At 60.6% G+C, this 22,042-nt stretch carries 16 protein-coding genes and 1 tRNA gene; 13 read left to right on the top strand and 4 right to left on the bottom strand.

What is annotated here, in order from left to right; genetic code table 11:
* The first annotated feature begins 121 nt into the window (after positions 1–121).
* From ABD837_RS04570 to ABD837_RS04535, 8 genes are all read left to right on the top strand, one after another.
* Positions 122–1,882 carry a tail fiber domain-containing protein gene (locus ABD837_RS04570; protein ID WP_345050839.1) on the top strand — a complete coding sequence of 587 codons (1,761 nt, stop codon included), beginning with the start codon at positions 122–124 and terminating at the stop codon, positions 1,880–1,882.
* Positions 1,883–2,059: 177 nt separating this feature from the next.
* Positions 2,060–2,902: a carboxylesterase family protein gene (locus tag ABD837_RS04565; protein WP_345050836.1), complete on the top strand. Its 843-nt coding sequence runs from the start codon at positions 2,060–2,062 to the stop codon at positions 2,900–2,902.
* A gap of 50 nt (positions 2,903–2,952) precedes the next feature.
* Positions 2,953–4,944 carry a beta strand repeat-containing protein gene (locus ABD837_RS04560; RefSeq protein ID WP_345050834.1) on the top strand — a complete coding sequence of 664 codons (1,992 nt, stop codon included), beginning with the start codon at positions 2,953–2,955 and terminating at the stop codon, positions 4,942–4,944.
* Between the two features lie 183 nt (positions 4,945–5,127).
* Positions 5,128–6,573 carry a T9SS type A sorting domain-containing protein gene (locus tag ABD837_RS04555; protein ID WP_345050831.1) on the top strand — a complete coding sequence of 482 codons (1,446 nt, stop codon included), beginning with the start codon at positions 5,128–5,130 and terminating at the stop codon, positions 6,571–6,573.
* A 2-nt stretch (positions 6,574–6,575) separates the two neighbouring features.
* On the top strand, positions 6,576–6,911 hold the full coding sequence (locus tag ABD837_RS04550) for a prolyl oligopeptidase family serine peptidase (RefSeq protein WP_345050830.1): 336 nt from the start codon (positions 6,576–6,578) through the stop codon (positions 6,909–6,911).
* Positions 6,912–7,066: 155 nt separating this feature from the next.
* Positions 7,067–9,355, top strand: a complete 2,289-nt coding sequence (locus ABD837_RS04545; RefSeq protein WP_345050827.1) for a S41 family peptidase — start codon at positions 7,067–7,069, stop codon at positions 9,353–9,355.
* A gap of 31 nt (positions 9,356–9,386) precedes the next feature.
* Complete coding sequence (locus ABD837_RS04540; RefSeq protein ID WP_345050825.1) at positions 9,387–10,295, top strand: hypothetical protein; 909 nt, start codon at positions 9,387–9,389, stop codon at positions 10,293–10,295.
* Between the two features lie 179 nt (positions 10,296–10,474).
* Entirely contained in the window at positions 10,475–11,440 is a 966-nt protein-coding gene (locus ABD837_RS04535) for an alpha/beta hydrolase (protein ID WP_345050822.1), read from the top strand.
* A 106-nt stretch (positions 11,441–11,546) separates the two neighbouring features.
* Here the strand turns inward: ABD837_RS04535 and ABD837_RS04530 are convergent, their stop codons facing one another.
* The 4 genes from ABD837_RS04530 to ABD837_RS04515 all read right to left on the bottom strand — a co-directional run bounded on the left by ABD837_RS04530 (position 11,547) and on the right by ABD837_RS04515 (position 15,792).
* The gene (locus ABD837_RS04530; RefSeq protein ID WP_345050820.1) at positions 11,547–13,268 is read right to left on the bottom strand and encodes an NHL repeat-containing protein; all 1,722 of its coding nucleotides are present in this window, start codon (positions 13,266–13,268) and stop codon (positions 11,547–11,549) included.
* Positions 13,269–13,435: 167 nt separating this feature from the next.
* Entirely contained in the window at positions 13,436–14,152 is a 717-nt protein-coding gene (locus ABD837_RS04525; RefSeq protein WP_168674339.1) for a ClpP family protease, read from the bottom strand.
* A gap of 147 nt (positions 14,153–14,299) precedes the next feature.
* The gene (gene tig, locus ABD837_RS04520; RefSeq protein ID WP_345050815.1) at positions 14,300–15,622 is read right to left on the bottom strand and encodes a trigger factor; all 1,323 of its coding nucleotides are present in this window, start codon (positions 15,620–15,622) and stop codon (positions 14,300–14,302) included.
* Positions 15,623–15,710: 88 nt separating this feature from the next.
* Positions 15,711–15,792: transfer RNA gene (locus ABD837_RS04515), tRNA-Leu, on the bottom strand.
* 140 nt (positions 15,793–15,932) lie between these two features.
* On the opposite strand from ABD837_RS04515, the gene ABD837_RS04510 reads away from it, so the two are divergent.
* The 5 genes from ABD837_RS04510 to ABD837_RS04490 all read left to right on the top strand — a co-directional run bounded on the left by ABD837_RS04510 (position 15,933) and on the right by ABD837_RS04490 (position 21,015).
* A complete protein-coding gene (locus ABD837_RS04510; protein WP_345050812.1) occupies positions 15,933–18,131 on the top strand; it encodes a RelA/SpoT family protein in 2,199 nt (732 codons plus the stop codon).
* Positions 18,132–18,133: 2 nt separating this feature from the next.
* Positions 18,134–18,466: a CHY zinc finger protein gene (locus ABD837_RS04505; RefSeq protein WP_345050810.1), complete on the top strand. Its 333-nt coding sequence runs from the start codon at positions 18,134–18,136 to the stop codon at positions 18,464–18,466.
* Positions 18,467–18,703: 237 nt separating this feature from the next.
* Entirely contained in the window at positions 18,704–19,174 is a 471-nt protein-coding gene (locus ABD837_RS04500; RefSeq protein WP_345050841.1) for a Fur family transcriptional regulator, read from the top strand.
* On the top strand, positions 19,171–19,521 hold the full coding sequence (locus ABD837_RS04495) for an STAS domain-containing protein (RefSeq protein WP_345050807.1): 351 nt from the start codon (positions 19,171–19,173) through the stop codon (positions 19,519–19,521). The genes ABD837_RS04500 and ABD837_RS04495 overlap by 4 nt, the downstream gene beginning before the upstream one ends.
* Positions 19,522–19,746: 225 nt before the next feature.
* The gene (locus tag ABD837_RS04490; RefSeq protein WP_345050805.1) at positions 19,747–21,015 is read left to right on the top strand and encodes an adenylosuccinate synthase; all 1,269 of its coding nucleotides are present in this window, start codon (positions 19,747–19,749) and stop codon (positions 21,013–21,015) included.
* The last annotated feature ends 1,027 nt before the right edge of the window (positions 21,016–22,042 follow it).

Raw genomic sequence — 22,042 nt, 5'->3', positions numbered from 1 at the left:
GTGGAGTACGGTTTCATGCCGCAAAGAAACACCTACTTGTATACACTGACCACGAAACCGCTCTAACCTGTACGTTGGGTACCGGGCCGGCCAGGGCAATGCGGCGGGCGATGAGAACACCGTGTTCGGGTTTTACGATACCGGCCAGCCCACCTCGAGCACCGAAAGCCGCAACGTGCTGATAGGCTATAATGCCGGGTACAACACCACCACCACCAGCGACAACCATTTTGTGGGCTACCAGGCCGGCTACGCCAACACCACCGGCTACAACAACACCTTCGAGGGCAACCAGGCCGGCAAAGGCAACACCACCGGCGACAGCAACACCTACCTGGGCTACCACGTGGGCGACGCCAACCAGGCCGGCAGCCGCAATACCCTGCTCGGTGCCAACGCGGGCACCGACATGACGGCCGGCTACGACAACACCCTGGTGGGCGAGCGCGCCGGCCTGGCCGTGAGCACCGGCAGCAGCAACGTGATGCTGGGGGCCCAGGCCGGCCGCCAAAGCACCACCGGCGCCAACAACGTTTTCGTGGGCGTGGTAGCGGGGAGCAGCAACTCCACCGGCGGCAAAAACACCTTCCTGGGGAACAGCGCGGGCAGCGCCAACGCCACCGGCGACAACAACACCTACGTGGGCTACGACGCCGCCGGGCAGGTGCAAGGCGCCACGGGCAACGTCGCGCTGGGCTTCGAAGCGGGCCGCGACATCGGGGGGAGCTCCAACGTCAAGCTCGGCTACCAGGCCGGCAAGGGCCCTGGCTATTTCCCCGTAGCCGATGCCGACCAAGTGACCTTGGTGGGCTACCAGGCCGGCCAGAAAAACATTCAGGATTACCTCGTGGCGGTGGGCTACCAGGCGGGCTTTGGCAACACGGGCACCAACAACCACTTCGTGGGCTACCAGGCCGGGGTGGCCAATACCTCGGGTTTCAACAACTACTTCAGCGGCTACCAGGCAGGCCTGACCAGCACCACCGCCAGCCGCAACCATTTCGTGGGCTACCAGGCGGGCTACGCCAACACCACCGGCGCCGGCAACCACTTCGACGGCTTTCAGGCGGGCCGGGCCAACAACGTGGGCGACAACAACACCTTTGTGGGCAACGCGGCGGGCGTGGCCAACACCGGCGGCGACAACAACACGCTCATCGGGCGGCTGGCGGCGGCCCAATCCGTTGGGGGCTCCAGCGTAACGGCCCTGGGCTACAACGCGGGCGCCACGCTGCAGTTCGGCAGCCAAAACACCTTCCTGGGCGCCAACACCGACGTGAGCAGTCCCAGCATCGGCAACGCCACGGCCGTGGGGTATGGGGCGGTGGTGAACTCCGTGAATAAAATTCGCCTCGGCAACGCCAGCGTCACCATCATCGAAGGGCAAGTGGGCTTCTCGAACCCTTCGGATGCGCGCTTCAAGTACCAGGTCCAGGCCAACGTACCGGGCCTCTCCTTCATCACGCGCCTGCGGCCAGTCACCTACCGCTTCGACCACGCCAAACTCGATGCTTTCACGCGGAGCGGGGTGCTGCCGGCCGGGTTCACGCCCGATGCCCAGGCAGCCGTGCAATCGGGCTTTCTGGCCCAGGAAGTAGAGCAGGCGGCCCGCGACCTGGGCTATGCGTTCGATGCGGTGCATGCTCCCACCACCAGCCGCGACCACTACAGCCTGAGCTACGGCCAGTTTGTGGTGCCATTGGTGCAGTCGGTGCAGGAGCTGGCCAAGCAGAACGACCAGCTCAAGACCGAAAACGCCCAGCTTCGCCAGCAGCTGCAGGCCGTGCAAGCGGGCCAAACCAGCGCCGATGCCCGCCTGAGCGCCCTGGAGCAAGCCCTGCGGCCCGGGCCTGCTGCTCCGGTAGCTGCCGCTACCCGCTAGCCTGCGGCTATTCACCATCATTCTCAGCCCTGTTTCCTAATCTCCTTTCCCAGGTCCCTGTGCTGGCACTCAAGGCGGCACGAGCAGCAGCTTCAGCTTCAGCTTCGCCAGGGCCCGGTAGCGGCCACCTAAGGCTGCGCACAAGCAGCTGCGCCATTGCACCACATAAAATCTACCATGAAGCATTCGGTCTTACTAAGTTTGCTGCTGCTCGCTCCCGTGGCGTGGGCACAAAACACTCCCGCCGCGCGTGTCGAAACGGGCTTTCTGAAGCGCACGCTCACCGTGGGCAAGCACACCTACGCCTACCGCGTGTACGTGCCGGAAGATTACAAGCCCGGCAATGCCTATCCCGTGGTGCTGTACCTGCACGGGGTAGGCGAGTGGGGCCACGACAATGAGCTGCAGATGGGCCACGGCCTGGGCAGCGTCATTCAGCTCTACTCGCATAAAATGCCGCAGCGTTTCGGTGCTTTCCTGGCGGTGTTTCCGCAAGAGCCCGCGCCTGAGCTGTGGTTTGGCGAAGGAGCCGAGCAGGCCCTGCAGGCCCTCGACCAGACGGTGGCCGAATTCAAGGCCGACCCTACTCGTCTCTACCTCACGGGGCTGTCGTTGGGTGGCTACGGAACCTGGTACCTGGCGGCCAAATACCCCGGCAAATTCGCTGCCGTAGCCCCACTGGCGGGCGGCGTGGTGGTGCCCGGCTGGTTCGAGCAGGCTTTTGCGTCGCCCACGCTCACTGCCTACAAAAGCCAGCCACTTTATTCCTGCGTTGCCACCGCTACTGCGGTGGGGCGCACGCCCGTCTGGGTGTTTCACGGGGCTAAAGATGAGGTGGTGCCTACCAACGAATCGCGCCAGGTGGTGGCTGCTCTGCAAGCCGCCGGCCACCCCGCCAAGTACACCGAATACCCCACGGAAGGCCATTTCATCGCCGATAACGTGTACACCGACCCCACTTTCTGGGACTGGCTACTGGCCCAGCGCCTACCCACCGCGCCCACTGCCAATGGCCGGTAAATCCCCTTCAATCAATTCTCGGCTTGACCCCCCACCTTTCCCTTGACCTTATGAAAACCATACTCAAACTCACACTGCTGCTTGGGCTGTTGCTAGTGGCTGCCTCGGCCCGTGCCCAGGTAGGCATCGGCAACCCAACCCCGGACAGCAAAGCTGCCCTCGACATCAAAGCCACCGACAAGGGCCTGCTCATTCCGCGCCTCACGGCCACCCAGCGCGCGGCCATCACCACCCCGCCGCAGGGCCTGATGGTGTACCAAACCGATGGCACGGCCGCGGGCGGCGCCCAAACCGGCTTCTGGTACTACGCCGGCACCGGCGGCTGGGTCTTTCTCGACGCCAGTCGCGACCTGGCCTTGCCTTACAGTGGCACGGCCAACAACGCCAGTCCGCTCTTCTCACTCACCAATTCCGGCACGGGCCAGGCCGTGAGTGGCACGGCAACCAGCACCACCGCCGCCGCCGTACAGGGCGACAACACCAACACAACCAGCGGCTCGGGCATTGGCGTGCTGGGCACCACCCTAAATGGCTACGGCGTGCGCGGCACGGCCACCGGCAGCAGCGGCTATGGGGTTGATGGTCGTGCCACGAGCAGCCGGGGCGTGAGCGGCTTCTCGGTTAGCGGCACGGCCCTGTACGGCAACTCCACCACCGGCCTGGCGGTGCAGGGCCTTAAAGCCAGTGGCGACGTGGGCCGGGTGGCGCAGTTCGTCAACGCCAACTCGGGCAACGATTCTACGGCTGCCTACATCAGCACGGCCGGCGACCGGCCCGCCCTGCGCGCCGTCAACACCGCCACTTCGGCCCAGGCCGCCATTCGCGGCGTGAAGCAGAGCGCCAGCGTCGACGGTATCGGCGTGGAAGGCATCATCACCAGCGGCACGACTGGCAATGCCGCCGGGGTGCTGGGCAATGATAAAAGCGGCAGCAGCACGGGCAGCGGCGTGCTCGGCCTCACGACCGGGGGCTACGGCCTGCGCGGCATTGCCTCGGCCAGCGGCGGCTTTGGCGTGGCCGGCTCGGCTACCGATAGCTACGGCGTAGCCGGCAGCAGCACCAGCGGTGCGGGCGTGTACGGCACCAGCCAGTCCACCATCAACTCGGTGGCGGGCGTGGTGGGCAGCGGTGCGGCCGGCTTCCAATCGGTGGGCGTGCTGGGCACCACCGCCAGCGGCTACGGCGTGCGCGGCGTAGCCTCGGCCACCGGCGGCTACGGCGTACAGGGCATGGCTACCAACGCCTACGGCGTGAATGGCACCAGCACCAGCGGGGTAGGCGTGTACGGCAGCAGCGCCAGTAGCTACGGCGCGCAGGGCACGAGCACCAGCAGCAGCGGCGTATACGGCGTCACGGCGGCCGGCAACGTGGGCGGGGTGGCCGGGGTAGAGGGCACCAGCAGCAACAGCAGCGGCACCGGAGTGCTCGGCACTACCACCAGCGGCGTCGGCGTGCGCGGCGAGGCCACCGGGAGCAGCGGCTACGGCGTGAGCGGCACGGCTTTGGGCAACAATGGCTATGCGCTCATTGGCACGGCCAACGCGGGGGCTTCGGGTGTGTACGGCGGGGCCTACGGCACGGGCCGGGCCGGCTACTTCATCCAGGGCAATGCCGCCAGCACGGTTGCCGCCGTCGAAATCAACCAGGCTGGAACGGGCCCGGCCCTGAACATTAAAGGCGCCATCACCTCCTCATCTACCACCGGCGCGACCAATATGCTGCCCGTGGCCTACGGAAAGGTCGAAAGTGACGGGACCATCATCACGGGGTCGGGCAATTTCACCGTTACGCACACCGCTGGCACAGGCAATTACATCATCACCCTGACCTCAACTGACCTGGCTGCTTTAGACATGAATTCGGCCGTGATGCTGGCTAGCCTGAGCAGCGCTTCCTCACCCGCACGGTCAGTTATTCTCACTAGGAACGGGACATCTGTCAACAACAACATCGGGGCCTTCGCAATCGACATCAGCAACACTGATGCGGGAAGCGCTATAATTCCTCAGAGCCGATTCTCTTTCCTGGTTTTCAAGCCTTAGGGCCGAAACGGCTTGCATTTGAACTCGCGCTACAGCTGGTACGAAGAAAGCCAGACCCCGAAAACCCTACAAAAAGCTGGACAAATGATGGGCATGTACGCGAGCGCGGCTCCAACAAGCTGCTTTTCGCACCCTCAGCACAGTCAGCATTCCCCTTACCCCTCAATCCCACAGCTTATAGCTATGCACACTAATATACTCTTGGCCGCAGGCGCGTTGGCGCTTGCCCTGGGCCTGGCCGCCCCGGCCCGTGCACAGCTCACCGTCGCCGGTGGCATCCTCACGGTGAGTCCAACTGCCGAAATCACTGTGACCGGCAACGTGGCCATCATGGCCGCCGGCACTCTCGACAACCAAGGCACCCTGCGCCTCACCGGCGACTTGGGCAACGCCGGTACCATCGGGACCGGTGCGGGCCTGTGGCAGCTCAACGGCTCAGTACTGCAAACCATAGCTTCGTCGGGCGCAGGCAGCCTGGCCACGTTGGAGGTGGCCAATGCCGTCGGCGCTGTCCTGGGCACGCCGCTCAACGCCGGCGTGCTCGACTTAAGTGGCGGCTCCCTGCGCCTGGCGGGGTTTGACTTTGCGCTGGCCGGGGCCCTCAGCAATGCCAGCAGCACCCGCTTCGTCGTTACCGACGGTGCGGGGCAGCTGCGGCGCCCCGTAGGCACTACGGCCGTGGATTTTCCGGTTGGGCCGGCTGGCAGCAGCTACCGGCCAGTTTCCCTCAGCCGCAGCAGCGGCACGGCCACTTATGCGGCCGGGGTAGGAGCGGGGGCTCTCAGCGCCGGCAACAGCGGTGCGCCCTTAACTACCGATGCCGTAGCCATGCGCTGGAACGTGGCCCCGCCCGATGCCGTGCCCTTCACGCTGCGCGTGGAGTGGCAGGCAGCCGACGAGTTGCCCGGCTTCCTGCGGAGCCAGTCGGCCCTGGGCCGCTGGAACGGCGCGGCTTATGCCTTGGTCGAGCCGTATAGCGCTGCCTCCAACCTCGGCCCCTACAGTCGTACCCTGGCGGGCCTCACGCTGGCCGGCACCTACATTGTGGGCGACCAGCAGGCCCCGCTACCCGTCGAGCTCACCCGCTTCGAAGCCCGCCGGCCGGCCAACCAGCCCCGCGCCGAGCTGCGCTGGGCCACGGCTTCCGAGAAAAACAATCTGGGCTTCGAAGTGCAGCGGCAGGACGAGGGCCAAACCACTTTTCGGCGCGTGGGTTTTGTGGCGGGCCAGGGCACGGCCAGCGCCCCCCACGAGTACGCCTTTTCGGACCCCAACGACTTCCAGGGGCTCAGCTACTACCGCCTCAAGCAGGTAGACCAGGACGGCACCGCAACCTTCTCCCCCGTGCGGAGCGTCGCGGGCTTACCCGCCGGCGCCCCCTTCACCCTCAGCGTGTACCCCAACCCCGCGCATGCCACGGCCACCATCGAAGCCAGCGGCCCGGTACCGGCCGGCTTGCAGCTGCAGCTCTACAGCGCCGACGGCCGCCTGGTGTGGGCCGCTACCTGGGAAAAGCCCCGTGCCACGACTCTGCTGCCAGTCGACGGGCTGGCCGAGGGCGTGTATTGGCTGCGCTACCATTCGGATGAGGGCCGCAGCGGCACGCTCAAAATTCAGGTACAACCCTAACTGTGCCGCTCTCGCTCGTCTACTGCAAGGACCTCAGGAAGGACGGCAACGCCGTTTGCTTTACGACCGGCTATGCCGCTTATGGCACATCGGTCCGGCCGTACTTCAGCCGGCGCAGCCTGGCGCTGCTCAAGCAAGGCGTCATTCTGGCTGAAACTCACCTGCGCGGCGGCTCCGAAAAAGGCCAGAAGTGGTACCTCGCCGGCCAACAAGCCCAACACCTGGCGGCCACTCCATCGAAGACAAAAAAGTGGAATTCCGCAACTTCGCCAATATGTATGCCTTCGCGCGTTGGCAGGCCGGCCACCCCAATTTTCAGCCGGCCGCCACGGCCGTGAAATAAGCCCCCTTTCATCCTTCAAACGCCAAGCATCGCTACTTTGGTAGCATCGCACTGCATTCGACGCCTCACCTTCCTTCCTTTCCCGCGTGCAGCAGCTCAATTATGTTCTTAACGACCCTTCAACGAGCATTGGCGCTATGGCTGATACTCGTGCCCACGGCCTTACTACGTGCCCAAACCCAAACCTACACACCCGCCCAAATTGAGCGCGTAGCCAAGCTGTCGGAGCTCTACGGCCACGTTAAGTTCTTTCATCCTTACCTGGGCTACAAGCGCATCAACTGGGACTCAGCCTTTGCCCAGGCCGCGCCCCGCGTGGCCCAAGCTCAGACCGATGCCGAGACGGTAGCCGCCATCGGCCAATTGCTGGCTGTGCTGAGCGACGGTGCCACCACCGTGCGCCTCGTGGGGCCGCGGCCTAAAGCGGCGCCCGGTGCCGCCTCCGATTCCGTGCAGGTATACTTTGCTCCCGACAGCGTGCTGGTGCTGCAAACCAACAATTATGCTGGCGCCGGGGACTACGAAGGCATGATTGAGAAGATGGGCGCCTTCGTGGCCAAACTGCCTAAAGCTCACGCCGTGTTACTCGACCTGCGCGGCGGCAAGCCCCTAACTGATGAGCAAATCGCCGGCTTCAATTACAGCCTGAGTTATGTGCGCCCCCTGCAGTTGCTCTCTGCCCTGCCGGTTGTTACGGCTGCTACGCGCTTGCGCAACCACAGCGGCTTTGCCCCCGAAGAAGGTGCCACCAGCGGCGGCTACTGGTCGGGCTTCTACATCCACCCCGGCGAAACCACCCCGCCCCGCAAGGATTCCCGCAGCCGCCCGTTGGCTATCCTCGTCAACAAAAACGCAGCGCTCACCGACGGTCTGCTGGCCTTGGGCAACCACCCGCACGTGCGCCTCTACAGTGCCGAGCCGCTGACAGATGCGCAAGTGGTGCATCCGGTGTCTTTCTCTTTTAGCCCCACTATCACCGTCGATTTCCGCACCAGTGAGCTGCTGGGGGCTGATGGCAGCCCTGGCCTGAGTGGGGTAGCGCAACTTCCCGCTGGCACCCGCCCCGAGGCTGCGGCTGCCTTTGTACTGAGCCAGCTGCGCACTCCAGCTGCCGCCTCTCCGACCCGGTCTGCAGGCGGTAATGCCGCGCTTCCCACTGCTCCGCCATCTGCTGCCTATGCTACGGGCACGTATCCGGCGCTGGGATACCGTCTGCTGGCCGGTGCCAAAATGTGGTCCGTCATCCACTATTTTCATGCCTACAAAGACCTTATGCCCGGCAGTTGGGACGCCGCCCTGCGCACCGCCCTCGGGCAGCTCGCCGCCGCGCCCGACTCCGCCGAATATGCCTTGGCAGTGGCCCGTTTCTACCGCCACATTCAGGACGGACATGGCTTCGTTTCGGCCCCGGCAATAATCCGACATGTAGGGCAGGGGGGCCTGCCGGTTGAAATTCGGTTTGTGGAGAACAAGCCCGTCATCACCCGCCTTTTTGGGGCGGCCGCGAATGAGAAAGACTTGCATGTCGGCGACATTCTGACCGAAGTCAACGGCGAGAAAGTGGAGGCGCGGATTGCATCGCTCGGAGCTATTCAGTCGGCTTCAAACGAATGGACGCGGCTCAACTACCTGCGCGGGCGGCTGTTGCGTGCGCCGTTGGGCAAGCCCATCCGCGTGAAGGTGCGCGGAGCTGACAACCGCGAACGCACCGTGACGCTCACGGCCCAGCCCGCCAGCGAACTCAAGCCCCCGTCCGATACCACCGCCGTATTCCGGCTGCTGCCCGGCAACATTGGCTACGCCGACATGGGCCGGCTGCAGTCCAAAGACGTGCCCCGCATGTTCGCGGCCTTCAAAACCGCCAAAGCGGTAGTTTTCGACATGCGCAACTACCCCAATGGCACTGCCTGGGCCATTGCCCCGTACCTGACCGCCCGAAAAGACGTGGTAGGAGCGAAGTTTTTCCGCTACGCACCCAACGAGCCCGACGTAACGGCTGGCGACACGTATCATTCCATGCAGAAATATTTTTTCGACCAATTGCTGCCACCCAATACCGGCCAGCCTGTGTACCGGGGCAAGACGGTGATGCTGGTTGATGAACGCACCCAAAGCCAGGCCGAACACTCCGGCCTGTTCTTCGAAGCTGCCAACGGCACTGAGTTCATCGGCAGTCCCACGGCTGGCGCCAATGGCGACGTCACCAGCTTTGCTATCCCCGGTGGCATTCGCCTGTCCTTCAGCGGCCACGACGTGCGCCACGCCGACGGCCGGCAATTGCAGCAAGTGGGTCTCCAACCCAAAATCCTCGTCAGGCCTACAATCCAGGGCATTCGCCGGGGCCAGGATGAAGTGCTGGCCCGAGCCCTGAGCTACTTAGCCAATCCTCAATCTGCGGTTCACACTGGCAAAACCCTCGTCAAAACCAAGGCTCGTTAGTGCTGCTGCGACACAAAAAAGCCCCGCCCTCTTGGCCTTGCCCCCGCAGGGCCTGATGGTGTACCAGACCGATGGCACCACCAGTGGTGGCCCGCAAACCGGCTTCCGGTATTACGCGGGCGCCCTGGCGGCCTGGGTATTTCTCAACACCAGTGGCGTGAGCTACGACCCCGCCTCCGGCCTGCAGGTTGGTACGGGCCCGGTGGGCTCGGCCGGGCCGTTTGCGGTGGGCACGCGCAGTGCGGCTGCCGCGCGGCCTTTTACCGGCTCGGCGGTGGGCGGCAAGCAGGCGCTTATCTACACGGCGGCCGAGCTGCTGGTGGCTGGCGTGCGAGCCGGGCCCATCACCGGCGTCGGCTTCATGGTTGAAACCAAGCTCAGCGCCCGGCTCTACCCGGGCTTAACCGTGCAGCTGGGCACTACCGTCCTCACGTTTTTCGTGGGCACGTTCCCGACCACCGGCCTCACCACCGTTTTTTCGGCCAGTTACACCACCACGGCCGGGCTCAATATTTTGCCCTGCAACGCGGGCTCGTTCGTGTGGGACGGCACCTCCAGCCTGTTGGTGAGCACCTGCTACGGCGGCACCATGACCACCTTCGACGACCTCGTCGCCACCTTCGCCACCGGCCCCGCAACCGAGCTGTCGACCAGCGGCGCGACGGTGAGCTGCGCCACCACCACCGGAACCCGCACCAACGTATGCCTGGTGCTTTACCTCCGGCAGGACGGGGGCAGCTGCCGGCGGCGGGTACGGCTGGCCAGGTGCTCACCCAGCAAACCAGCGGGGCCATCGCCTTCGAAGACCCGCAATGGACCCAAAGCGGCCTATCGCTCACGCCCCAGGTGGCTGCCAGCTCCGTGGGCCTGGGCACTGCCAATCCGGCCAACCGACTGCACGTGGTGGGCGCCACCAACAACGCCAGCACCGACAGCGTGAATGTGCAGACCCCCGACTTTACCAGCGGCCTGGGCCTGTGGGCGGGCAGGTCCGCAAAACCGGCAATGCCGCCAACCAAAGCCTGACGCTCGACTCGCGAGAACTTCTGGCCGTATTCGCCGTTGCTTCTGAAAGGCCTGGCAGCTTCGGCAGTCCCTGGCCCTATCCTGCCCAACCCCATGCCCGACCTTGCAGCCTCCGTTTACCAGCCCGATGTGCTCGGGCCCGACTTCGAGCAGTGCATCCTGCCGCAGCCCGCCGACTACGAAGGCCCCGTGCACAGCACCCTGGTGCGGCTGCGGCCCCGCGGCCCCGCGGCCAAGGCCGTGCTGTACGTCCACGGCTTCGCCGATTATTTCTTCCAGCGTGAAATGGCCCTGCGCTACCAGCAGCACGGCTACCGCTTCTACGCCCTCGACCTGCGCAAATACGGCCGCTCCTGGCTGCCTCACCAACACCCCAACCACGTGCGCGACCTGCCCGAATATTTCGCCGACCTCGACGCGGCCCTGGCCGTGGTGCGGGCCGAGGGTAGCGGGCCAATTCTGTTAGCCGGGCACTCCACTGGCGGCCTCATCGCGGCGCTGTACCTGCGCGATGGGGCGGGACGGGCCCAAGTTTCGGCCTTGTTCCTGAACAGTCCCTTTCTGGCCATGAACCAGCCGTGGGCGCTCCGGCACGTGGGCGTGCCGCTGATGGCCGCGCTCGGCCGGTTCGCCCCCGAGCTGCCGCTGCCCAACAAGTTGCCCCCCGAGTACGTGCGGAGTCTGCATCGGTCCTACGACGGTGAATGGGACTTCCACCTGCCCTGGAAGCCCTTGGCAGCGTTTCCGGTTGTCGCCGGTTGGCTGCGGGCCATTCATGCCGGCCAACAGCGGGTGCGTCAGGGCCTGGGCCTGCAACTGCCCATCCTCGTGCTGCACTCCGACCGCACCGTGCAAACCCCGGGCTGGAGCGACGAGTATTTCCGCGCCGACGGCGTGCTCAACGTGCGCGACATCGCCCGCCTGGCCCCTCGTCTGGGTCCGCACGTCACCACTCAAGCCATTGCCGGCGGCATGCACGACCTTATGCTCTCGCGCCTGCCCGCGCGCGAAGCCGCCTATCAGGCCCTCTTTGCCTGGCTGGACACCACGTTCGCATAAATATTCGGCAGGGCAGCTCCCTGTGGCCTTACGCCGGCAAGGGGCTTTTTAGCGAGGAAGTAGAAAAGGCCCGCACGCGTCATGCGGGAGTCTTTACCTATCCCACTTAACGAATAACCCGAATGGTGCGGCCCTGGTCGGTCACGAACACCGCGCCGGTCGCGTCCACCGTCACATCCGCCGGGTCGTTGAAGCGGGCGCTTGGGCCGGTGCCATCGGCAATGCCGGGCACGCCGGCCCGCCCCGCCAGCGTACTCACCATGCCGGCCGGCGAAATTTGGCGAATGACGTGGTTGCCCCGGTCGGCTACGTACACAGTGCCAGCTGCGTCCACCGCTACCCCGGTGGGCCAGTAGAAGCGGGCCATGGCAACTGGGCCATTGGTGTTGCCCACGCCGCCCGAGCCGGCCAGGGTCGTGACCACCCCCGCCGGCGAGATTTGGCGAATGACATGATTGCCCGCATCGGCCACATACACCTTGCCGGCCGCATCCACCGCCACAGCCGACGGATTCCAGAAGCGCGCCGCCGAACCAGTGCCATTGCTGGTTCCTGCCTGACCAGACGAGCCGGCGAAAACGCTGGCGATGCCGGCCGGTGAAACCTGGTAGATGACGTGTTTGCTGGCATCGGCCACGTACATCGTGCCCGTGGCATTCACCGCCGCCCGGCTATCAAGCGTGAAGGGTTTGCCACCGTATGAGCAACGAGTGCCTCGACCTGCTAATACCCGGAAAACCTTGCCATTACCGGAAACGTGAACGATGTTCTGACTTTCCTCGTCAGTAATAAAGATATTGCCGTGGCTATCAATAGCTACTCCTCTTGGCCTTTTAGGAATTTCTCCATCAATCGAGTCTTCTGGCCGGTTCCATCCCGGACATGATATATACCATCCCTGAGAAATGTCGTTTAGCCCGCCTTTCTTGCTGCGTTTGAAAACAATATTTCTAATATCATCTCTATCGACAGCTACCATGTTGCCATTTTCCCCAATGGCTAGTCCTAAACCATTTACCAACGGTATTGCTGGATTGATTCCATGAACAGGGGAAATCTGCCGAAATATGCTGTCCGCATTATAATGTCCGTCGCACCCTAGAAAGACTTTCCCGCGAGCTGATACCGTAACAGCCAACGGAATGATTGTATCTACATAAGAATAGGCGGCTTTTTTATTAGCTTTTGCCGGCACTTCGGTAACTTGACGGGCGAAGGTGGTGACTTCTCCTTTCGGTGTTATTTTTCGAATGCTACGATTAAAGCAATCTGCCACGTACACCGAGCCCGTTGCATCAACTGCCACACCAGTAGGCTGATTAAAGCGGGCCACTAATCCAATACCGTCTGCATCACCCGTGTTGCCCGCCGAGCCGGCCAGCGTGGTCACCATTCCGGCGGGTGAGATTTTGCGGATGGTGTGGTTGTACCGGTCGGCCACGTACACCGTGCCGCCGGCATCCACGGCCACCCCGGTTGGGTGGTTGAACCGTGCCAGCGGTCCGGGTCCGTCGCTGTCGCCCTGGCTACCCGCTTGCCCCGCCAGGGTGCTCACAATACCCGTCGCCGAGATGCGACGAATCGTGTGGTTGTAGCGGTCGGCCACGTACAGCACGCCGTTGGCATCCACCGCAATGCCGGTGGGAGCGGCAAATCGGGCCACGGCACCGGGCCCATCAATGTTCAAGTCGGGGTGCTGATTTTCCGCCAGCGTGGTCACGACTCCCTTATTGCCGGGCAACGCCAGGCCGCTGGTTGCCGGCTTGCGCTGCGCGGAAGAGGCCAGGGCCAGGCTCAAAAAGTAACACAGGCAGTAAAAGCGGTTCATGCAGCGAAAAGGGCTAAGCGCGTACGACGGCCCAAGGTAGCCCGCCGCCGCCGCGCTTTTTTCGCCCAAAACAAAACGAGCCCCCACCGCAAGGCAGGGGCTCGTTTTTAGGAGAAAGGACGCGGAAAATAATCCGCTAAACCCGTTCAATCGGGGAAAATCTGCGGTTAGGCTTTCTTCTTCTCCAGCACCTCGTCAATCAGGCCGTACTCCTTGGCCTCGTCGGCACGCATCCAGTAGTCGCGGTCCGAGTTGTCGTGGATTTCCTGGTAGGTTTTGCCGGTATGCTGCGCCAGAATGTCATACAGCTCCTTCTTCAGTTTCAGGATTTCGCGAGCTGTGATTTCAATGTCCGACGACTGCCCCTGCGCGCCACCCGAAGGCTGGTGAATCATCACGCGGGCGTGGGGGAGGGCCGAACGTTTGTTCGGCGCACCGCCTGCTAGCAGCACCGCGCCCATCGAAGCCGCGAGGCCCGTGCAAATCGTGGCCACGTCCGGGTTCACGTACTGCATCGTGTCGTAAATACCCAGGCCAGCATACACCGAGCCACCGGGCGAGTTGATGTAGAGCAGAATGTCCTTTTTGGCATCGGCCGACTCCAGGAACAGCATCTGTGCCGTCAGGATGTTGGCGATGTAGTCGTCCACGGCAGTGCCTAAGAACACGATGCGGTCCATAATCAGGCGCGAAAACACGTCGATTTCGCGGAAGTTCTGCGGCCGCTCTTCAATCACCGAGCGGGTCATGTTGGTGGGCAGCATCATGCCGTTGCGCACCTGGCCTTCCATGTGGTTCAGGTACTGGTCTACGCCCAGGCCGCTGAGGCCCTGTCCTTTCACCGCGAACTTGCGAAACTCTTGTCTATTCAGTAATGGATTCATGGGAGAAAAATGGAGCGCCGGCCAAGGCCCGCGCAGGTGAGGTGTGAGGTTGGAAAGACGAGCGAAGAAAGCGAATGTTGTTGGAACCCCAACAAAAAAGCCCCTACGTTTCCGTAAGGGCTTTTCCAAAAATCGGGTTGCGCAGGTTTAGCTGTGCAGGGTCCGGAATTCTTCGGCCGTTACGGGCTTGTCGGTAACAACAACTTTGCCGCGCAGGTTTTCCAGCACTTTCTCTGCCAGAATGGCCTCGTACTCGTTCACATAGTTTTTGCCGTTCTCCTGCTTCAGGAAGCTGTCGGCGTAGCTACGCATCGATTCGCGCATCTCGTCGGGCATGTTCGGCATGTTAAACTGGCCCATGATTTTGTCGAGAGTGCGGTTCACGATTTCTTCGTTATCCACCTTCAGGCCGGCTTCTTCCACCACCTTGTTGCGAATCATGCTCCACTTCAACTCCTTCTCGTAGTCGGCGTAGTGCTCTTCCACCTTCTCGGGCGTCAGTTTGCCTTCGTTGGCACGCACCAGCCACTTCTTGAAGAACTCCGTGGGCACCTTGATGCTGGTTTTCTCCACTAGCTGCTCCACGATGCTGTTGTTCAGCGCGCCGTCGCTCTCGCGGTCGTAGTTCGACTGGATGGTTTCGCGCACTTTGGCATCGAATTCCTCCTGGCTCGAAACCGCCTCGGGGCCGAATACTTTGTCAAACAGCTCCTGGTTCATTTCCGGAGCGGCCGTGCGGTTCACTTTCTCTACGCTCAGCTCGTAGTCACCGGTTGCCTCAGCAGCTTCTGTCTTGCTCAGGCCACTGAAGTTCGAAATCGAAGCCGCGTCGTTGCTAAAAGCCGACTGCAGGTCAAACGTTACCACATCACCAGCCTTCTTGCCAATGAACTGGGCTGAGTCGCCTGTCACCTTGCTGATGGGCAGCAGGATGGTGCGGCCTTCGCCTTCTTCGCCCGCCTTCTTCAGCTTGCCAAACAGGTAGTCACCTGCCTCCGACTCGTCGGGGTTGGTCGTCTCGCCGTACTGACGCGCGATTTGCTCGTTGGTCTGGTTGAGGGTTTCGTCGTCGAGGCTCACCTGGTGGCGCTCCACAGCCAGGTCGGCAGGCAGTTCGAAATCAGGCAGCAGGCCCAACTCAAACTGGAAAGCGAAATCCTTGTCCGTGTCGAAATTAACTTCCGACGGCACGGGCAGGGGCTCGCCCAGTAGCTTCACGTTGTTCTCCTTAATGTAGGAGTCCACCGCTTTACCCAGCATTTTGTTGATTTCCTCGCCCAAAATGCCTTTGCCGTACATCTTGCGCACCATGCCCACGGGCACCATGCCGGGGCGGAAGCCCTTCACCTGAGCCCGCTTGGTGTACTCCTTAATCTGTTTTTCGACGGTAGGCGCGTAATCGGCTTCGGTCAGGTTCACGGTCAGCAGCCCGGTCAGCTGCTCGTCGTTCTTGTCGAGAGTAATGTTCAAAACAGGGAGCCAGCTGCTGCCGGCCAGATTGAAAGGTTGAAAAAAAAGCCTCCAGCCTATGCGACTGAAGGCCTACATCAAATAAAAGTGCGGATAGAGGGACTCGAACCCACACGCCTTGCGGCACCAGATCCTAAGTCTGGCACGTCTACCAATTTCGCCATATCCGCATATGGGGGCTCCGCAGCCGTTTGCTACGGGCCCGCAAAGGTACTCGCGAAAAGCATTGCGTGCAAAGTCTGATTGCAACTCATGTTAGAAGTGCTTGCGGGGTCACCTTTTCCGCCCCAGCGTTGTTACTTTACCTATTATGCCTCCCGTTATCTCTCCCGAAGCCGAGCGCCAGGAAATCCTGCGCCACTACCGCCGCCTGCTACGCACCGCCAAACCGTACCTAAAGGACGGCGACCCCAAGCTGATTAAAAAGGCTTTTAACCAGAGCTTGGAGGCACACAAGGAGATGCGCCGCAAGTCGGGAGAGCCGTATATTCTGCACCCGTTGGCCGTGGCGCAAATTGCGGTGGAGGAAATAGGCCTGGGCACCACCAGCATCGTCGCAGCTCTGTTGCACGATGTGGTAGAAGACACGCCTACTGAAATTTCCGACATTGAGCGCGAGTTCGGGACCAAAGTGGCCCGCATCATCGATGGCCTGACCAAGATTTCGGGTGTTTTCGAGTACGGCACGAGCGAACAGGCCGAGAACTTCCGCAAGATGCTGCTCACGCTGAGCGAAGATGTGCGCGTGATTCTCATCAAAATCGCTGACCGCCTGCACAACATGCGGACGCTGGATTCGATGCCGCGCCACAAGCAGCTGAAAATTGCTTCGGAAACGCTGTATTTGTACGCGCCGCTGGCCCACCGCCTCGGCCTCTATACTATAAAGAGTGAGCTGGAGGATTTATACCTCAAATTCACCGATACGGAGACGTACAACGAATTGAGGGCCAAGGTGCGGCAGAGCCAAGCAGCGCGCAACCGTTTCATCAAGGAGTTTGTGCAGCCGATTGATGACGAACTGAAGTCGCAGGGCTTCGAGTACGAAATTAAAGGCCGGCCGAAAAGCATCTACTCCATCCTCAAAAAGATTAAGAAGCAGAACATCACCTTCGATGAGGTGTATGACCTGTTTGCCATTCGCGTGATTCTGGATGTGCCGCCGGAGCAGGAAAAAGCGGCTTGCTGGCAGGTGTATTCGATTGTGACGGACTTCTACCAGCCGAATCCCGACCGTCTGCGCGATTGGGTTTCAACGCCGAAAGCCAATGGTTACGAAAGCCTGCATACCACCGTGATGTCGCGGGCCGGCCAGTGGGTGGAGGTGCAAATTCGTTCGCGCCGCATGGACGACATCGCCGAAAAGGGGTATGCCGCGCACTGGAAATACAAGGACACCGGCAGCATCCAGCCCGAAAGCTCGCTCGAAGGCTGGGTGAACAAGGTGCGCGAGATGCTGGAATCCAATAATTCCAGCGCGTTGGAATTCATGGACGAATTCCGCCAGAACCTGTTCGTGAAGGAGGTTTACGCTTTTACACCTAAAGGCAAGCTGGTTATCTTGCCCGACAAGGCCACCGCGCTGGATTTCGCTTTCGATATTCACTCCCAAATCGGTATTCACTGCCTTGGGGCCAAGGTGAACCAGAAGCTGGAGCCGTTGAGCTACCAATTGCATAACGGTGACCAGGTGGAAATCCTGACTTCGCACAAGCAGCGCCCCACGGCCGAATGGCTTAACTACGTCATCACGACCAAGGCGCGCTCCAAAATCAAGGATTTCCTGCGCGACGACAAGCGCGCCAAAGCCGAGGACGGCCGGTTCCTGCTCGAAAAACGTCTGGAACTCATCAGCGTGCCCTTCACACAGGACAACTTCAACCGCCTGCTGGCCTACTTTAATGTGCCCAGCGCCCAGGAATTCTATTACCGCTTGGCCGTGGGGCAGATTGACGGCCGCGCCATTCGCGAGTCGCTCTTTACCTCCGAGAAGCCGCTACCGGCCGTGCTCGAACCCAAAACCTTCGAAAACGAAGTCCAGAAAATTCGCGGTGTGCGCCCCGACATGCTCGTTGTGGGTGAGCACACTGATAAGTTTAACTATAGCATCGCCCGTTGCTGCAATCCCATTCCCGGCGACGACGTGTTCGGCTTCGAAACAGACCAGGGCCTTATCATTCACCGCACCAGCTGCCCGCGCGCCGTCGACCTCATGTCGAACTATGGCAACCGCATTGTGCGCGCCAAGTGGACGGAGCAGCTCGAGTTGGCCTTCCTCGCCGGCGTCCGTCTCAAGGGCTCCGACCGGGTGGGCCTCGTCAACGACGTCACGCGCATTATCAGTACCAGCCTCAAGGTGAACATGCGCTCCATTACCATTACCGCCGACGACGGCTTTTTCGAAGGCCAGATTATGGTTTTTGTCAACGATACCGACCACCTCACCAAACTCATTCAGCGCCTCAAAAAAGTTGACGGCGTACTCCAGGTCGAGCGGTTCGATTCGTAAAAGTGAAAACCACCGAACCCATCATCATCCAAGGCACTGAGGTAAACGAGCGTACCCAATGCGCCCACTACCATTCCGAGCGCGATATCATCGCCATTCAGCACAAATGCTGCGGCGGGTTCTACGCCTGCATCCAGTGCCACAATGAAGCCGTAAGCCATGCCCCTCAAGTCTGGCCCAAAACCGAATTCCAAATCGAAGCCATTTACTGCGGCAATTGCCACCAAACCTTACCCATCGCCAGCTACTTAAGCTGCAATAGCACCTGCCCGCACTGCCAGGCCGCCTTCAACCCCGGCTGCGCCAATCATTACCACCTCTATTTCGAACAATAACTATCTCAATACGCCGCTGTGACTTCCCCTCCTTAAGGGAAAGGGGGCCGGAGGTGAGGTGACTCTGTTAGAACGTACTTTTGTCCCGCCGACTTACACCTTATATATACAGTGAGTAAATCTCCCGACGTTTCCACGCTTACTACCCCTGCTATTGCGGCCGGCCAGGGTACGGGCGGCTCTTCCGAAACCGGCTACGCGGCCAAGCATACGCCCAGCCCAGCTTCCGAGGCTACCCTGAATACCGACAAGCTCGAAGAAGTTAAAAAACTCTTTACTGCCCACCTCGAAAACAAAGGCCTCCGCAAAACCGGCGAGCGCTACGCCATCCTCGAAGAAATCTACGCGCGCTCCGGCCATTTCGATGTGGATGAACTCTACGCCGGTATGAAGGAACGCGGCCTTCAAGTGAGCCGCGCCACTGTCTATAACACCCTCGATTTGCTGGTTGAGCAGGGACTCGTCAGCAAGCACCAGTTCGGCCGCAACCTCGCCCAGTACGAGAAGAGCTATGGCTACCGCCAGCATGACCACGTCATCTGCACTGAATGCCATAAAGTGGTGGAATTCTGCGACCCGCGCATCCACGGCATCCAGACCATGGTCGGCGACCTGTTGAACTTCCATATCTTGCACCATTCTTTAAATCTTTACGGCATCTGCGGCGACTGCCGCGCCCAGGCCGCCGCCCGGAACACCCACGCATGACCACCACCAGCACCGTCGATAACGGCATCTTGTTCATCCGACTCAATGGCGACCTCATTGGTAGCCCCGATACCGACCAACTCGTTCAGTCCGTCAACACGCACCTCGGCGAAGACTTCAACCAGTGCGCCGTCGACCTCTCCGAAATCCGCTATATCAACAGCACCGGCATCAGCATCCTCGTTTCGCTCCTCACCAAGTTCCGCAGCCGCGGCGGCGAGATGGTTATTATCAACCCCGCCGACCACCCCAACAAAATGCTGGCCGTCACAAAGCTGAACAATATCTTCACCGTTTCGCCCGACGAAGCCACCGCCCGCCAACAGCTTACCCCGGCCGCCAATTAGGCGGCTATTTTTTTGTTCATTTGGTATGGTCTGGCTTCGTCTGTCATCCTGCAATGAAGCGAAGGACCTTGTCAAGCAAGAACAGAGATAAAAACAACCACCATAATTTCAATCACCAACACTTTAATAATAGCTCTCCCCAAAGTACTCCAACCTGTCAGGCTCTCCTCTACACAGGAGAGGGGTCGGGGGGAATAGCTTTGCGGAGAGCGACCCCAAACCACCATGCCAGTAGACGTATTAGTAGGCCTCCAATGGGGCGATGAAGGCAAAGGCAAAATCGTAGACGTTCTCGCGCCGACCTACGATGCCGTGGCCCGCTTCCAGGGCGGCCCCAACGCCGGTCACACGCTTTTCTTCGACGGCGTAAAGCACGTCCTGCACCAGGTTCCCAGTGGTATTTTCCACCCACATATCATCAACGTCGTCGGCAACGGCGTTGTCCTCGACCCCGTCGTATTCCGCCAGGAACTCCAAAAACTCACCGATAGGGGAGTAGACTGGTCTAAAAACCTCTACATCTCCAAAAAAGCCCAACTCATTCTGCCCTCGCACCGCGCCCTCGACCGCATCAGCGAAGAAGCGCGTGGTAACACCAAAATCGGCAGCACCCTCAAAGGCATTGGCCCCACCTATTCCGATAAAATTGGCCGCGTTGGTCTCCGCGTCGGCCACATTCTCCTGCCCGATTTCGAGCAGCGCTACCAAGATGCCGTCGCTCAGCACACCGCTATTGCCGCCCACAATCACAAAGAGCTTGAAATCGAAGCCCTTGAGGCCGACTTCTTCTCCGCCGTCGAATTCCTGCGCACTCTCCAACTCACCGACACCGAATACCTTCTCAACGACCTCCTCACCCAAGGCAAGCGCATCCTCGCCGAAGGTGCCCAAGGTTCTCTACTAGATATCGACTTCGGTTCCTACCCCTACGTCACCTCCTCCAGCACCATCGCCGCCGGTGCTTGCACCGGCCTCGGAATCGCCCCCCGTCATATAGATAAAGTTTACGGCATCATCAAAGCCTACAGCACCCGCGTCGGCAGTGGCCCATTCCCCACCGAACTCCACGACGAAGTAGGCGAGCAAATACGCCAGGCTGGCCGTGAGTTTGGCTCCACCACCGGTCGCCCCCGCCGCACCGGCTGGATAGACCTGCCCGCCCTCCGTTACGCCATCATGCTCAACGGCGTCACCGAACTCCACCTTATGAAGGCCGACGTCCTCGACGCCTTTACCGAAATTCAGGCCTGTACCCAGTACCGAACCGCCACCGGCGAAAGCACCCCCCAACTCCCCGACCCCGGCGAACTCACCACCATCACCCCCGAGTACATCGCCCTCCCCGGCTGGAATACCGACCTCACCCAAATCACCGACGCCGCTCAACTTCCCACCAACCTCGTCGCCTACCTCGCATTCCTCGAAAAGGAACTCCAAGTCCCCATCCGCATCGTCAGCGTCGGTCCAGACCGTGTCAGCACCCTCCACCGCTAACCGCTAAGTCGGCCGAAACCACGGCTACTGGCCGTTTTATCAAGTCCCGCATCTATCGCCAGCCTCATGCCGGCGACAGATGCGGGATTTTTGCACGGAGAAATCACCCATTATCCATCAACCCAGCCCATCCGAAATGCCTGTTTGTACTACAGAATCCCCTATAGCAAGCAAATATTAGGGTAGAGGTAATCACAACCAGTCACATTCCCGTTCTTCAAAGCGTACTGATAAAGTATGGCCCTGACATGAATGGTTAGACCTTTTCGCAATCACCCATTTATGCATAATGATGCGTGCCCAGCTTCAATCAGTTCGCATCTCAAGCCAACTGCCAGCTACAATCAAATTTTTTAACGGCGTCTATCAGCTACTTACAACCCTGGAACAACTATTTCGTAAAAGGCCGCTTGCTGCCTTCAAAAGTCCTCCTACCTTTGCAGTCCCGAAACGTCAAACGGACCATTGGGCAGGCCATGCCAGTTGTGCTTGGCAATACTTGAAAGGCTACGGAACTCCTGCAATGAGTAGTTTGTCTATCCATCGCGACGCTTAAAAGCTTCCAGAATTTATTTCTTGAATCCCTTGCAAAGCCAAAAAAAGCCACCGTACCTTTGCAACCCGCTTCAACTCGGAAGCGCTCAAACTTGAAAAGCGAATCGAAAAAAATTAAATTTTTTCGCCGCAACCTTTGAAAGTAAGAAAAATTTGCTACCTTTGCACTCCCAAAACGAACAAAGCACCGCAAGTTTTAGGGTAAAGGATTGAAAAGCAATCCACACTGATACTTCGAATGGAAGCATCACACGTTCTTTGAATGACGGAAACAAACAAAATAGTAAGTGTTCCACTTGCTGCTTCTTCTTCGGAAGAAACACAGTGAAACAAACCAAGCGAAACGAATTTGACCATAACGTCAATATGTGAGCAAGGTCAGCACTCGACATCAGCCATTCTTCGGAATGGTGTAGAACATTTTACAATGGAGAGTTTGATCTTGGCTCAGGATGAACGCTAGCGGCAGGCC

The organism is Hymenobacter glaciei (assembly GCF_039539585.1).
Classification (GTDB): domain Bacteria; phylum Bacteroidota; class Bacteroidia; order Cytophagales; family Hymenobacteraceae; genus Hymenobacter; species Hymenobacter glaciei.
The sequence above is the reverse complement of the archived record's forward strand: the minus strand, read 5'-3'. Positions and strand labels throughout refer to the sequence as shown.